The 13,902-nt window shown below is 56.2% G+C and carries 13 protein-coding genes; 7 read left to right on the forward strand and 6 right to left on the reverse strand.

The genetic code is table 11. From position 1 onward, the window contains the following. The first annotated feature begins 2 nt into the window (after nucleotides 1-2). The 7 genes from M3087_RS08610 (at nucleotide 3) to M3087_RS08640 (ending at nucleotide 7,040) form a co-directional block, all read left to right on the forward strand. Nucleotides 3-554 carry a chromate transporter gene (locus tag M3087_RS08610; protein WP_106625553.1) on the forward strand — a complete coding sequence of 184 codons (552 nt, stop codon included), beginning with the start codon at nucleotides 3-5 and terminating at the stop codon, nucleotides 552-554. After that, nucleotides 551-1,129, forward strand: coding sequence for a chromate transporter (locus M3087_RS08615; protein WP_249094999.1), 579 nt, complete (start codon nucleotides 551-553; stop codon nucleotides 1,127-1,129). Before M3087_RS08610 ends, M3087_RS08615 begins: the two co-directional genes overlap by 4 nt. Nucleotides 1,130-1,198: 69 nt before the next feature. Next, nucleotides 1,199-2,695: a glycoside hydrolase family 10 protein gene (locus M3087_RS08620; protein WP_249095000.1), complete on the forward strand. Its 1,497-nt coding sequence runs from the start codon at nucleotides 1,199-1,201 to the stop codon at nucleotides 2,693-2,695. 27 nt (nucleotides 2,696-2,722) lie between these two features. Beyond that, nucleotides 2,723-4,012: a putative DNA modification/repair radical SAM protein gene (locus M3087_RS08625; RefSeq protein WP_249095002.1), complete on the forward strand. Its 1,290-nt coding sequence runs from the start codon at nucleotides 2,723-2,725 to the stop codon at nucleotides 4,010-4,012. Beyond that, nucleotides 4,009-4,779, forward strand: coding sequence for a TIGR03915 family putative DNA repair protein (locus M3087_RS08630; RefSeq protein WP_249095005.1), 771 nt, complete (start codon nucleotides 4,009-4,011; stop codon nucleotides 4,777-4,779). The genes M3087_RS08625 and M3087_RS08630 overlap by 4 nt, the downstream gene beginning before the upstream one ends. A gap of 523 nt (nucleotides 4,780-5,302) precedes the next feature. Continuing rightward, entirely contained in the window at nucleotides 5,303-5,914 is a 612-nt protein-coding gene (locus tag M3087_RS08635) for a Fic family protein (protein WP_249095008.1), read from the forward strand. A gap of 154 nt (nucleotides 5,915-6,068) precedes the next feature. Further along, nucleotides 6,069-7,040: a hypothetical protein gene (locus M3087_RS08640; protein WP_249095010.1), complete on the forward strand. Its 972-nt coding sequence runs from the start codon at nucleotides 6,069-6,071 to the stop codon at nucleotides 7,038-7,040. An 82-nt stretch (nucleotides 7,041-7,122) separates the two neighbouring features. Here the strand turns inward: M3087_RS08640 and M3087_RS08645 are convergent, their stop codons facing one another. The 6 genes from M3087_RS08645 to M3087_RS08670 all read right to left on the reverse strand — a co-directional run bounded on the left by M3087_RS08645 (nucleotide 7,123) and on the right by M3087_RS08670 (nucleotide 13,878). After that, entirely contained in the window at nucleotides 7,123-8,367 is a 1,245-nt protein-coding gene (locus tag M3087_RS08645) for a phosphatase PAP2 family protein (RefSeq protein ID WP_249095012.1), read from the reverse strand. A gap of 88 nt (nucleotides 8,368-8,455) precedes the next feature. After that, a complete protein-coding gene (locus M3087_RS08650; RefSeq protein WP_249095014.1) occupies nucleotides 8,456-9,559 on the reverse strand; it encodes a sensor histidine kinase in 1,104 nt (367 codons plus the stop codon). After that, nucleotides 9,528-10,205 (reverse strand): response regulator transcription factor, encoded by a 678-nt coding sequence (locus tag M3087_RS08655; protein ID WP_106625562.1) that lies wholly within the window; start codon nucleotides 10,203-10,205, stop codon nucleotides 9,528-9,530. Before M3087_RS08655 ends, M3087_RS08650 begins: the two co-directional genes overlap by 32 nt. A 239-nt stretch (nucleotides 10,206-10,444) precedes the next feature. Beyond that, entirely contained in the window at nucleotides 10,445-11,320 is an 876-nt protein-coding gene (locus M3087_RS08660; protein WP_249095015.1) for a helix-turn-helix domain-containing protein, read from the reverse strand. Nucleotides 11,321-11,519: 199 nt separating this feature from the next. Then, nucleotides 11,520-12,377 (reverse strand): copper resistance protein NlpE N-terminal domain-containing protein, encoded by an 858-nt coding sequence (locus tag M3087_RS08665; RefSeq protein WP_249095018.1) that lies wholly within the window; start codon nucleotides 12,375-12,377, stop codon nucleotides 11,520-11,522. A gap of 367 nt (nucleotides 12,378-12,744) precedes the next feature. After that, nucleotides 12,745-13,878, reverse strand: a complete 1,134-nt coding sequence (locus M3087_RS08670; protein WP_106625565.1) for an OmpA family protein — start codon at nucleotides 13,876-13,878, stop codon at nucleotides 12,745-12,747. Nucleotides 13,879-13,902: the final 24 nt, after the last annotated feature.

Below are 13,902 nucleotides of genomic sequence, written 5' to 3' on the forward strand. Positions count from 1 at the left end.
ACATGAACACCTATCTGCAATTCTTCCTGCTATTCTTCAAGATCGGCATCTTCACCATCGGAGGAGGCTACGCCATGATTCCGCTGATTGAAGACGCGCTGATTCGCAAGCGGAACTGGATCAGCCGAGAAGAGTTCGTCGACCTCATGGCGGTGGCACAGTCGGCACCGGGCATCTTCGCCGTCAACATTGCCATCTTCATCGGCTACAAGCTGAAAGGCACCAAGGGCAGCTATGCCTGTGCGCTGGGCACCATCCTGCCTTCGTTCCTCATCATGCTGCTCATCGCCCTGTTCTTCCAGAGCTTCAAGGAATACCCCCTGGTGGAGAACATCTTCAAGGGTATCCGCCCGGGTGTGGTCGCCCTGATTGCCGCCCCCACGTTCACCGTGGCGAAGTCTAGTAAAATCAACCGTTTCAATGTGTGGATTCCCATCCTGGGAGCCCTGCTCATCTGGGCATGGGGCTTCTCTCCCATCTATGTCATCGTCCTTGCCGGTGTGGGAGGTTACTGCTGGGGACGCTACCAGAACCATAAACAAGCCAAGTCATGATATTCCTGCAACTCTTCTACACCTTCTTCAAGATAGGTCTGTTCGGTTTCGGCGGAGGCTATGCCATGCTCTCCATGATTCAGGGCGAAGTGGTGACCCGCTATGGATGGCTCACCAGCTCCGAGTTTACCGACATCGTCGCACTGAGCCAAATGACTCCCGGTCCCATCGGGATCAACTCTGCCACCTACGTGGGCTATTCCGCCATCGTCCATGCCGGCTATTCGCCTGTCATCGGCGTATTGGGCAGCATCATCGCCACCTTTGCCGTGTGCTTCCCCTCGTTCGTGCTGATGCTGCTCATCAGCAAATACTTCCTGAAGTTCCAGAAGCACCCCACGGTGGAGTCCGTCTTCAAAGGGCTGCGTCCGGCGGTCGTCGGACTGCTTGCCGCCTCCGCCCTGCTGCTGATGAACACCGCCAACTTCGGCAGCCCCGACGAATCGATGCTGCAGGTCGTTGTGAGCATCTTGCTCTTTGCCGGCACGTTCATCGCCTCGTATATCTATAAGGTAAATCCTATCCTGCTCATCATCCTCTGCGGTGCCGTGGGCGGAATAGTCTACTCCATCTGACGGTCCTTTGCTGCGAATCGCCTATATTTGCAACCATCAATACAAGCAATCTATCGAATAACAGACCCTATGAGAAACAAGACTCTCCTCCCCCTCCTGTTGCTGCTCCTCTTTTGCGGGACAGTCTACGGACAGACGGCACCCAAACGCGAGTTCCGCGGTGCATGGATACAAGCCGTGAACGGACAGTTCCAGGGCATGTCGCCTCAAACCATGCAACAGACCCTCATCCGGCAGCTCGACGTACTCCAGCAAGCCGGCATCAATGCCATCATCTTCCAGGTGCGTGCCGAGGGCGACGCCCTCTACGCCTCCAAGTATGAACCGTGGAGCCGCTTCCTCACCGGTGTGCAGGGCAAGGCTCCCTCGCCCCTGTGGGACCCGCTGCAGTTCATGGTGGAAGAATGCCACAAGCGGAACATGGAGCTACATGCCTGGATCAATCCCTACCGCGCCAAGACCAAAGGCACGGCCACGCTGGCAGGCAACCATGCCGCCAAGCTCTATCCCAACCGCTTCATCGAGTACGAAGGACAGCTCTACTTCGACCCGGGCTATCCGGAGAACCGCGCCTACATCTGCCAGATTGTGAAAGACATCGTGGAGCGGTATGACGTGGATGCCATCCACATGGACGACTACTTCTATCCCTATCCCGTCGCCGGTGTCCCCATCCGCGACGATGTGAGCTTTGCCCAGTACGGGACAGGCTATGCCAACCGCGCCGACTGGCGACGCAACAACGTCAACCTCCTCATCCAGGAACTGCACGAGACCATCCGCTCCACCAAGCCCTGGGTGAAGTTCGGCATCTCTCCCTTCGGCATCTACCGCAACCAGAAGAGCGACCCCAACGGAAGCCGCACCAACGGTCTGCAGAACTATGACGACCTCTATGCCGACATCCTCCTCTGGGTCAACAAGGGATGGGTGGACTACAACATCCCGCAGGTGTACTGGGAAATCGGACATCCGGCAGCTGACTATGCCGAACTCGTCGGCTGGTGGGCACGTCATGCCGACAACCGTCCGCTCTTCATCGGACAGGACGTGATGCGCACCGTGAAGAAACCGGACCTGCAGAACCCCAACATCCACCAGCAGGCACGCAAGATGCAGCTCCAACGCTCGCAACCTGCCATCCAAGGCTCCTGCCAGTGGTATGCAGCCGCCGTCGTGGACAACGTGGGCAACTACCGCGAAGCCCTCAGCCGCTACTACCACCGCTACCCTGCCCTGCAACCGCTCTTCCCCTTCATGGACAAGAAAGCGCCGAAGAAGGTCCGCAAGCTCAAACCGGTCTGGATGGAAGACGGATACATCCTCTGCTGGACCGCCCCGAAAGCCCGGCATGAGATGGACCGTGCCATCGAGTACGTGGTCTACCGCTTTGCCAAAGGCGAGAAGCGCGACCTGGAAGACCCGTCAAAGATTGTCGCCATCACTCGCGACACCTTCTACAAGCTTCCCTACGAAGACGGAAAGACGACCTTTTATTATGTAGTGACCGCCCTCGACCACCTGCAGAACGAGTCGAAAGCGGTGAAGAAGAAAGTCAAACTGTAAAGCCCCCCTTGTCCACTCCCGACAGCCATGACTGAAGAGACCCTCAACAAGCTGCGTATCCTGACGGAGTCGGCGAAATACGACGTGTCGTGTTCGTCGAGCGGAACCGTACGTGCCAACCGTGGGACGGGAGTGGGCAACACCGTCGGGGGAATAGGCATCTGCCACAGCTTTGCCGACGACGGACGATGCATCTCGCTGCTCAAGGTCATGCTCACCAACTACTGCATGTATGATTGTGCCTACTGCATCAACCGCACGAGCAACGACATCCCCCGCGCCACGCTGTCCGTCCGCGAACTGGTCGAGCTGACCATGGAGTTCTACCGACGGAACTACATCGAGGGGCTCTTCCTCAGCTCGGGTGTGGTACGCAACCCCGACTACACCATGGAGCGGCTCGTCCGTGTGGCAAAAGACCTGCGCACCATCCACCGCTTCAACGGCTATATCCACCTGAAGAGCATTCCCGGAGCCAGTCGCGAGCTGGTCAATGAAGCCGGACTCTATGCCGACCGCATGAGCGTGAACATTGAGATTCCCAACGAGAGCTCCCTCAAGCTCCTTGCCCCGGAGAAGGACTTCCGCAGCGTCTACGAACCCATGTCGTTCATCCAGCAAGGTGTCCTGGAGAACAAGGAGGACCGGCGCCACTGCCGCCATGTGCCCCGCTTTGTCCCCGCCGGACAGAGCACACAGATGATTGTCGGTGCTACGGCAGACCGTGACCGCGACATCCTGCGCCTCTCTTCCGCCCTGTATGCCCGTCCCACGATGCGCCGCGTCTACTACTCCGGCTACATCCATGTGAACATCTACGACAAACGGCTGCCTCTGCTCAAGCAACCGCCCCTTGTGAGGGAGAACCGGCTCTATCAGGCAGACTGGCTGCTGCGTTTCTACCAGTTCCGGGTGGACGAAATCGTGGACGATGCCCATCCCGACCTTGACCTGGAGGTCGACCCCAAGCTGGCGTGGGCCTTGCGTCACCCGGAAGTCTTCCCCGTCGACATCAACAAGGCGGACTACGAGCTGATTCTCCGCGTGCCGGGCATCGGGGTCAAGTCCGCCACGCTGATTGTCAACTCGCGACGCTTCGGCCGTGTCACCTCTTTCCACCTGAAGAAGATGGGAGTGGTGATGAAGAAGGCAAAGTACTTCATCACGTGCGGCGAGCTGGTTTCGCCCACCATCCACGAACTGCATCCGGAGAATGTACGCCGGCTCCTCGTCCCGCATCCCAAGCGGAAGACCGATGACCGTCAGCTGACACTCGACTTCGGCGACTCCACCTCACCCACTCCCCTGCTGCCATGACGATTTTCCGCTTCGACCGCACCCTCGACGGACTCCTGACGGCAGTCTTTGATGCCTATGCACGTCGCTCCTTCCCCGATGTCCTGCAAGGAGACGAGGTCCCCCTCCCCCTGTTCTACGAGGAGGAACACACCGTCATCACCGACGAGGCAAAAGCCACCCGCGTCTGGAATGCCCTCCGCAAGAAGCTCTCCCACCAGGTCCTCTCCTGCCTTGCCACCGCCTACCTCTCCGAACTGCCGGAGCTGGACATGCCCCTCTTCCGTTACATCCGCAAGTCCATCGACTCCCCGCAGAGCATCGAGCGCAACTTTGCCGACCCCGACGTGCTCTTCGTCACCAATACCTGCCGCAAGGTGGCACACGAACGGCTGCGCATGCTCCAGTTCGTCCGCTTCCAGAAAGCAGCCGACGGCACCTATTTTGCACTCATGGAACCGCTCTACAATGTTCTTCCGCTTGCCATCGACCATTTCCGCGACCGTTTTGCCGACCAGCCCTTTCTGCTCTATGACCGACGCCGGCACTACGGTTACTATTACGACTGTCGGGAGGTGACCTGTGTGCGCTTCGACGAGCAGCTGCCTCACTTCCAGTCGGGCAAGCTCGACGAGTCCCTGCTCGACAAGGACGAGAAGCTCTTCCAGGAACTGTGGCGCACCTACTTCAAGGCCATCTGCATCCGCGAACGCATGAACCCGCGCAAGCAGCGTCAGGACATGCCCGTCCGCTACTGGAAATATCTGACGGAGAAGAATGGAAAGTAAGAGCAACAGACATCCATCCGCAAAAGCATGCCCCTGAGCCTCCCGACTCAAAGAGACAGCGACGAGATGCGCATCTGCTTGTCGCGAGATGAGCATCTCATTCTCCTGAGATGAGCATCTCATTGTCGCGAGACGAGCATCTCATTGGTGACGAGATGCGCATCTCACAAACTGGGCTTACGGTTGGTGTGACAGTGAGTTGCGCGAAATGCAGGTCGGGAGATGCGCAAGAGGACACCGGGAGATGCGCAAGAGGGTGATTTGAGACGGGTGAAAAGGGATGTCGAAAAACGGGATTTGCACGCCGATGGAATGAAGGGGAACGTCCTGTGTCTGGCAGGAAGTCAGGCAAAACGGGAGTTCGGAAGGGAGGTACGAAGATAGGGATTTCCGGTGATGATAGCAATATATGGATATTTATCCGTATATTCGCGACGTTGATAGCAACCTATCGCTCCATGAACAATTGCCTTGGGCACATTGTTCTACCGTTTCACTAGTGAATAGATAAGAAGGATAAGTTATGAGCAAGGAAAAGTATTCCGGATACGTTCCACCATTTACCGTGACTCCCCGGCATGCTCCAGACCATCTTCTTATCCGTAGTTGCGTTTTTCATTATGAGTTTGAGTTCATCCACCCGTTCAGTGATGGGAATGGACGGATGGGACGGTTGTGGCAATCTCTCATATTGGGACGCCTCAACCCGGTATTCGAACATCTCCCGATTGAAAATCTGGTATATGCCAACCAACAACTATATTACGAAGCCATAGAGTCCAGTACACTACAGGCAGACAGCGGTCCATTCATTGATTTTATGTTGAACGAAATACTCCATGCGCTGAAAAAGTATCAGGGAGAACCGCTGATACCTGAAGTTCCTGATAAAGTTCCTGATAAAGTTCCTGATAAACTGAAGCTGCTCCACCCTGAGCTTTCTGACACGACATGGGAAGTCCTGGCGCGCATCATGGATAATCCACAGGTTACTGCTGTCGAAATCGGGAGCCTCATGGGGATTTCAGACAGAATGGTCAGGAAACACATAGCCTTACTTCGTAATGCCCACATTATCTCTAGACACGGAAGCAACAAGAGCGGTTATTGGCGCCTGCTTGATGAAGAAGAATGATAGCTCTCCTTCAGCCATCGGTATGCCCGTCTTTCTATAAACGCACTCATCATATTTAATATTCAGGACTGAATGCTTGCCTATTTCAACTGTACTGATTAGCTTTGCGAACATTACCTATAAACCTTTAAACATGAAAAAGATTTTCTTACTTATGTTCGCAGCTATTTGCTTTGCGGCATGTGGTGGTGACGAGAACAGCATTCCGGGCGTAACTCCCGACGAACCGAACACCACCCCTAAGGAGTTTCTAGTCTCTCTGGGCTTCTCCGGTGAAATCACATCCATCGAGGAAAGTCCTCTCTCACGGGCTGCCACCAACGATCTCTATGGCATTCAAGTCTATTCTTCTCCGACTTCCAGTGATAATTATAAGCCCTACGCCTATGGCTTGTTTGACAGCAAGGACGGCATGGTCATCAAGCTGCTGGAGGGCTACAAGTATAAATTCGAGTCATCCATGGTGGTGGATGGGAAGCAGAAAATCAGCTCTTACGCAAGCTCATATGATCATCCATTCACGAGATCAGGTTTTTCCACAAAACTAGAGAACAAGTTCAACTATGATAGTGGCAAAGAAATGGACAGGTTGGATTATGGCTCTACTAATTTAGGACTATTCGGCTATTTCGACCATCCCAACATCATGCGTTACTATGGTGAAGTGACCGACTACGTCCCGACCGCAAACGGTTCCGTATCCATCAATATGAAGAAAGTGGTATTCGGAGCCAAATTCATCACGGAAGGATTCACGGAAGGTACGTTGTACATCAAGCTGAAAGATGCTCCCACTTTACAATTGGTCTTTCCGCAAACAGAGATAGAAGATATTTTCACATTTTCGCATAACTATGGTGGCAGTTGGACTGCCGATACCTACACAGAAACCATTCTGGTCTCCATCTCCTGGCAGAAGGGAGACGGAGTCATTGAACCTCTCATGAATCAAGAAATCACCTTCAAACGTAATATAAAGACCACCATCACGGTGAAGGTGAATGACAGCTCCGTCAATCAGGGACTGAACATCACGGAAGAGAAGAACGAACTCCAACCGGGCGAAAACATTGTGCTTGAATCTTCCGGTGCAGGTAATACACCAGTTAATCCGAGCGCCAATTAACCGCCCTTAAGACCTATCCAGTAAAGCCTATCCACATGCCATGGCGTATGTGGATAGGCTTTTTTATGCCCTTCAAACGCCGTTAGAACGTTATTTGAAAGGAGACGCCGCCCACGAGCTGGTTCATGTATTCACCGCTGCTCTTGCTGTGGGAAGGCAGGAGGTTGTAGTCCATGAACAGCTTCACGCCGTAATGGTGCGAGGCACGGAACGTCAGGGAAGCTCCGGTGCCGAAACCGATGCCGCAGCGGGCAGGAACGGTCTGGTCGGTCAACTCCAGACGAGGGTAATGCACCAAGCCCGTCAGGAGCTTGCTGCCGATGAGCCAACGGCGGGAAAGAGGATAGGAGAAGTAACTTCCGCCGAACAACGACAGGGCATCGAAGGTGTTGTCCTCGGCCAGGCTTCCGTTGACAATGATGGAGGTGGAGGACACCGTGAAGCGTCCGCCTATCCCGACGTAAGGGTTGAAGAACCATGCCCCTTCCAGACCTGCCGAACTGCCGGAGGAGGTGCGGAACTCATGCTCCTCGTCGATGTCGTAACTGCTCAGCGGGATGTTCAGACCCATGTACAGACCGAAGAACGAAGGAGCGTCCGTGCGGTCGATGAGTCCTTCGTCGGGCAGCTCGTTGATGCCCCTGCCGCGGAAGATGAGGTCGGCAAGGTAGTAGCCTGCCTCGGTCGAGAGGATGCCTATGCCCGCACCCGTCAGTACATCGCTCAGCCAGTGCTTGTTGTTCGCCATGCGCATCAGTCCCGTAGCCGTTGCCACTGAATAGGCGCCGATGCCTACCCACGGACTTCTGTGTCCATACTCCTTGGTCAGCATGGTGGCGGTCATGAAGGCGGTGGCTGTATGCCCCGAGGGAAAGGAATGGTTGTCGGAGCCGTCGGGACGGGTCACGTGGGTCGTCTGCTTCAGTGTGTTGACGGCTCCTGCCATCAGTGCGACCGAGAAGGCATCCGACGTCAGCATGCGCCCCCACGAACTGCGCCCTTTCACCCCGGCAGCCTTCATGCCCAGCAGGACGGCGGCAGGGAGATACTGCATGTAGTCGTCGGCATGCCGACGGAAGACCGGGAGGTAGTCGTTGCGGAGGTTGCGGAAATGGTCGTCCTCGCCCTTGACCAGCAGACCGCCTGCGATGAGGGGGACACCGACGTAGGTCATGCGGAACGCCGGGGAGTCCGTCAGCCTGTCGATAAAGGCATCGTGGGAAACGGCTGACGGTTTCACTGCCAGGGTGTCGGTCTGTGCCTTCAGTCCCGAGGGGATGAGTGACAGGCTGAGACCGACGAGAAGAAAGAGACTCTTTGCTACCATAATCTGAGTGATTGGTGATTTCGTTGGGAGCAAAGGTAAAGGGAGGATTTTGTAGGAACTTTGAAGATGAGGAGCCTAGTGGACGCCCTCACGAGAAATCAACCGTAAAGCAGTGTCTGCCGGTGTAGCTGTAGGAGACCTTCCACCCGTGATACTGGCAAATCGCCCTCACGATGGCAAGCCCCAGTCCGTTGCCCTTGACCTGCTCCGAGGGACGATAGAAACGGTTGAACAGCAGGCGTTCGTCGAGAGCTTTTCCATCGGACGTGTTCGACACCGTCAGGCTGCCTGCCGCCACGGTCACGGTTATCTCCCCACCGGGACGGTTGTGGCGCACGGCATTCACCACGAGGTTGTTGACCAGACTCTCCAGCAGCGTCCGGTTGGCACGCACCGTCAGGGTCCGTACACGGAAGTCGCGGTGCAGCGTCAGGTCGCCTGCCAGGCTCTCCAGCGATGGGAGAAGCTCGTCCAGGAGTCCGACGAGGTCCACCTCCTCGGTCTGTCCGTACTGGCTGTTCTCGATTCTGGCGAGAAGCAGCAGGTTGCGGTTCAAGCGGGTCAGGCGGGACGAGACCTGATAGAGGTCCTGAATCATCGCCGCCTGCGGTCCGGTCAGGTCCGGACGCTGGAGCAGCAGGTCCAGCTTGCTGCGGAAGACTGCCAGCGGGGTCTGCAACTCATGGGAAGCGTTCTCGGTGAACTCCTTCTGAAGGCGGTAACTGTTCAGGCTGTTTCGCATGAGTGTCTGCAACGCCCGGTTCAGCCGGACAAACTCAGCGACACGGCTTGTCGGCAGGTCGGGCAGACGTCCGTCCTCCAGGCGGAAGTTCTCGATGCTGCGGAGGGTCTCGTCGAAGGGTCGCCACAGACGGCGGGCAATGAAGCGCAGGGTCAGCACGATGGAGACTGCCAGCACCAGGGATATGACACCGAACTGGAGCATGATGCCCTGCATGATGTCTTCCTCCAGGTCGACGGACGGAAGCGGATGGTCCCGCCCCACCACCTCAATCACCCGTATCAGGTCTTCGGCATAAAACCACCGGGTGAGGAAGTAGAACAGCGGCGTGGCAAGCAACAGCAGCCCGATGATGCAGCCGACGAACGGCACCAGCATCTTCTGCGACAGACTCTTTGTCCCCTTCGTATGCAGGGATTCACTCTTCATGCCATTTGTATCCTGTTCCATAGACGTTCCTGATGCAGTCCGCCACTCCGGCGTCCGCCAGCTTGGCTTTGAGGTTCTTGATATGAGTATAGACGAAGTCGTGGTTGTCCAGCATGTCCGCCATGTCGCCACTGAGGTGCTCGGCGATGGACGCCTTCGACACGACCCTCCCGGCGTTGCTGACGAAGAACAGCAGCAGCTCGTATTCCATCCGGGTCAGCACCACGGGACGTCCGTCGACACGTACCGACTTGCCGGGCAGGTTGATTTCGATGCCGTTGCTCCAGAGCGTATTGTTGGCGGCAAACTCTTTCCGGCGGATGAGGGCATAGATGCGCATGCTCAGCTCAGCCAGGTGGAAGGGCTTGGACAGGTAGTCGTCCGCTCCCAGCTCCAGTCCCTTGATTTTGTCGTCCAGCGAGTCTTTTGCCGACACGATGATGACACCCACGGGATTGCGCCTGCGCCGGAGTTCGCGCAGGAGGTCCAGCCCGTTGCCACCGGGCAGCATCAGGTCGAGCACCACGCAGTCATAGTCATACAGGCCGGTCTTCATCCCGGCTTCCTCGTAGGAGAATGCCTGCTCACACACGTAATTTTCCGAACTGAGGTAGGACACGATGTTGTCCGACAGTTCCCGTTCGTCTTCTACAATCAGCAGTTTCATTTGAATAGGGAGTAAGGCCCGGGCGGGCAATCCGTCCGTCGGGCGGTTAAGGCTTCCGCCTGCAAAGTTATCAGATGGATGCAAAGATACGAGCAGATTCTGTAGCAAATTTGAAGTCCGCCGCCCCTGAACAGACAAGAGGGCACGTCGTCGGCGACGTACCCTCTTTCCACTTTATGCAACCTAATCCTATAGCACCATGAGTGATGGATGTATAGTCTGCTGATCATGCCACCGGGTCATTCAACCCAATAGCGTTTTTGCGCTTGTTCGATGAGCTCTTTGGGCGTGCAGTTGAATGTCTTCCGCACGTATCTGTTCAATTGTGATTGTGAGTCGAAGTCGCAGACCTCCAGCAGCTCCTTCACGGAGATGCCCGGACGGCAAGCCTTGCCCAGCAGACGGTTCGCCCGCTGACGGAGCAGCCACTGCTTGGCGGTGATGCCGAAGGCGCTCTTGAACTTCGTGAAAAAGACGCTGCGGCTGAACCGGGACAGCTCAATCAGCCCTGCGATGTTGTCCACCTTGGGATAGTTCTGCAGGACAAAGCTCTTGAACTCCGGTTCCTCCCCGAGGAGGGGACGGAAGAAGCCCACCATGTCCTTCCGCGGATAGAACTCCTTCAGCAGGAGGATGAACTCCTGCGACATGACCTTGTGCCAATGGGGGCACATGGCCTTCCGCCTCAGGCAGTAGGCGAGTGTCTCGGTGAACAGCGCCAGCGAGGGCTGCATCTTCAGCGGACACGCCTCGTCCGAGACGGAACAGGCGTGCTCGTGCAGGAGCTGGAGCAGGGCACTGTTGCACAGGTTCGTCAGGTAATCGAACGACAGCGAGACAAAGTGGGTCTGCGGACGTGCCTCCAGACGGATGAACGAGGACTGGGGTAACAAGAGGATGTTGCCTTCCACAAACTCGCCGCAATAGCTGTCGGTGTTGAGCAGGACACTGCCTCCGGTCAGAAACAGGATGAAGTTTTTACTGCTATACTCGCATTCCAAAACCGTAGTGGTGTCAAAGACCAGATGCTTGAACCTGCAGTCGTCATTGACGACAGGACCCAGACAAGCCGGCTGCTCCGTCTTTACAGTCAATAGGGTGTTAAAATCGTTCATTCAATAAAAAGCTACTGAGTTCATGTCCTTCGCTGTGAGGATATGAGTATCATCTTACCACCCGCAAAATTCGGCATTCTGCGCTGGACGAACGTTACCTATCCGGGGGATACGTTGCCACATAACCCCTCCTCCCTTTCCTATCGGCGTGCAACTGTTTGCACATTGCAGTCGAGGGGAGAGGTAGACGCCCCGTACCCTATTCACTGACAGCCTTGTAGGTGTAGGCTTTCCCGTCCACGCGCAGGGTCGCACGGTTCTCATTGTCAATGCTCCACTCCACCTTGTCGTCGGCATAAACGGCGGTCTTTGCCGAGGCTTCCGTCTGCGGAAGGGTGTAGCAATGTGCAAGGTCGGGGCACAGGAGCTTGACCAGAGCACGGTTGCCGTCGTTGTAGTAGACCACGTCGAAGGAGGCTGGACCCTCTCCGTCCGCTACATATACCGTGTTGGCAGGTGCCAGCAGCGTGAAGCGGAAGTCGTTTTTCCCGTCCGTGAAGTCAGCCTGGACAAACGGCGCCTTCTGCACAAAGTCCACAGGCAGCCTCAACGAAGCCGTCCCGTCCTTGTACTCCTCGGCAGAGTCCGTCCGTGCAACGGACTTCAAGGCATACTCTTCTCCCTTGAACGAGAGGTCGGCATAGTGCACCCCGCCCTTCTCATAGAGCTTGAGGGAAGCGTCCTCACCCTGACGGGTCTCCTTCAGCTGCAGCGTCGTGTACAGGTCTGCCAGCTGTTTGTCGGAAGAGACCAGGCGCAAGGGCTGTTCACCGGACGACAAGCCTCCGTCCGTCAGGGTAAACTCCTTGCCGTTGTCCAGGCGGAGCACTTTCCCGTCGAGGGTGGCGTCCCCGCAAGTGAGGAACGAACCCGGACGGGAGATGTATTTCTCAAACAGTTCGTACCGGTTGCCATCGACAGCCAGCATGACATAGGTGCCGGCACAGTCGGCTGCCGGCAGGACGCCTTCGTAGGTGCCGTCGCAGGACGGCTTCGTGGCGCAGGAGGAGCATACTGACAGAACCGCCAGCAGCCCCCATTGTAGAATCTTATTCATCGTGTGTTGAATTTTAAATCAGTTAGTTTCAGGTGTACTCCCGTGGTCAGTGTGCCAGGCATGGTGGACCAGCTGACGAGGAGGCGGCCTCTGACGTCATCCAGCCCGGGGACAGACCTCATTAAAACCCGGCTTAGACGGACCAAAGTATAATACTTAGGCAGCCTAAGTATGATACTTAGACCCCCTAAGTATTATACTTTGGTCCATCTAAGTGCCGCTTCCTGCACGTCCATCCCCCGCTCGGATGCGGTTAAGGGCCGGCTTGTAGTCGGAAAGGAGCACGGAGGAGCAGAGATTCGGGTCTTAATGAAGCGTTGCTGAGTATGGAGAGAATGCTGCTGCCCTCCGTGCGGGTAAGAGTTTGTTATTTTCCTTCCTGTATGGTGCAGATGCTGACGCGGTTCCAGTCGGGTTCAGAGAACATGTTGCCCACGCCCTGACCTTCTGCCGTGATGCGGGTGGCATTGATGCGGTATTTGCGTACCAGCAGGTTCATGACTGCCTGTGCACGTGCCCGGGCGATGCGCTCGTTCACCTCCAGGCTGCCTTCGGGAGAAGCATATCCCTTGATAACCACACGGGCATCCTTGTGCTTGTTCAGGTAGGTGGCAATGCGCTCCACGTTGGGCAGCTGGGAAGCGTCGATGGTGGAACGTCCCTGACGGAAGGTCACAACCGACTCCAGCGTCTTGGCCGTCTCGACCACGGTCTGCACTTCAGGCTTCTTGTTGCGGCAGTCGTCCAGTTCGCGCTTCAGCTGGTCAGCACGCTCGTTGGCAGCCGACAGGTCGCGCTGACGGGCATCATTCTCTGAAATCAGCTCGTTGATGCGGCGGTTCAGTCCGTCAATCTCTGCCTGGCTGCGTGCCTGTGCCTTCGTGAAGTGGTGCTCGCCGTTGCTGTTGCCGAAGTGATAGACCAGTCCGGCGGTGATTTCCACGACGGCATTGTTGCCGTTGAAACGGGACTTGTGCGCGTCGAAGTCTCCCTCCATGTTGTAGATGATGGCAGGCTTCAGTGCCAGGGTCCATGCACGGGACTCACCCATGTTGAAGTTGAAGTTCAAGCCGAACTTCGTAGAGAAGGCATTGTCATCGCCCGGCCCGTCGACGTACGAGTGCAACCATCCGACTCCGGCAACGGTCTCGATTTCGAAGACGCGGGGAGTGCCGGTGTAGCCGCCCCACCAGTTCATCAGGTTGACCTTACCCAGCAGGCTCACATTCGAGGCATCAAAGGCGGTCTTGCTCTCACTGGTATTGATATATCCCATGCCTTCCACGCCGATGCCGAACGCCGGGGTCACCTGTTTCGTCAGCTCCACGCCTGTCGCGGCACGCATGCTCTTAAAGAACGGGCTGTGCTTCAGGGGAGTGACGACACCGCCCTTCAGACCGAACGACCAGTTATCAAAAAACTTCGCCCCTTCAAGCAGTTCTTGACCGTAGGCGCTGAATGTGCTCGCAGCGAGCAACAAAGATAGGAACGTTTTCTTCATACATTAATTGGTTTATCAACTTCC

The sequence above is a fragment of the Mediterranea sp. ET5 genome (assembly GCF_023337025.1).
Taxonomy (GTDB): Bacteria; Bacteroidota; Bacteroidia; order Bacteroidales; family Bacteroidaceae; genus Phocaeicola_A.

Bases quoted from the DNA above. Each gene is read 5' to 3' on its own strand.
- M3087_RS08615 (WP_249094999.1), top strand. From the start codon at position 551: ATGATATTCCTGCAACTCTTCTACACCTTCTTCAAGATAGGTCTGTTC.
- M3087_RS08670 (WP_106625565.1), bottom strand. From the start codon at position 13,878: ATGAAGAAAACGTTCCTATCTTTGTTGCTCGCTGCGAGCACATTCAGC.
- M3087_RS08610 (WP_106625553.1), top strand. From the start codon at position 3: ATGAACACCTATCTGCAATTCTTCCTGCTATTCTTCAAGATCGGCATC.
- M3087_RS08660 (WP_249095015.1), bottom strand. From the start codon at position 11,320: ATGAACGATTTTAACACCCTATTGACTGTAAAGACGGAGCAGCCGGCT.
- M3087_RS08635 (WP_249095008.1), top strand. From the start codon at position 5,303: ATGAGCAAGGAAAAGTATTCCGGATACGTTCCACCATTTACCGTGACT.
- M3087_RS08620 (WP_249095000.1), top strand. From the start codon at position 1,199: ATGAGAAACAAGACTCTCCTCCCCCTCCTGTTGCTGCTCCTCTTTTGC.
- M3087_RS08650 (WP_249095014.1), bottom strand. From the start codon at position 9,559: ATGGAACAGGATACAAATGGCATGAAGAGTGAATCCCTGCATACGAAG.
- M3087_RS08645 (WP_249095012.1), bottom strand. From the start codon at position 8,367: ATGGTAGCAAAGAGTCTCTTTCTTCTCGTCGGTCTCAGCCTGTCACTC.
- M3087_RS08665 (WP_249095018.1), bottom strand. From the start codon at position 12,377: ATGAATAAGATTCTACAATGGGGGCTGCTGGCGGTTCTGTCAGTATGC.
- M3087_RS08655 (WP_106625562.1), bottom strand. From the start codon at position 10,205: ATGAAACTGCTGATTGTAGAAGACGAACGGGAACTGTCGGACAACATC.
- M3087_RS08630 (WP_249095005.1), top strand. From the start codon at position 4,009: ATGACGATTTTCCGCTTCGACCGCACCCTCGACGGACTCCTGACGGCA.
- M3087_RS08640 (WP_249095010.1), top strand. From the start codon at position 6,069: ATGTTCGCAGCTATTTGCTTTGCGGCATGTGGTGGTGACGAGAACAGC.
- M3087_RS08625 (WP_249095002.1), top strand. From the start codon at position 2,723: ATGACTGAAGAGACCCTCAACAAGCTGCGTATCCTGACGGAGTCGGCG.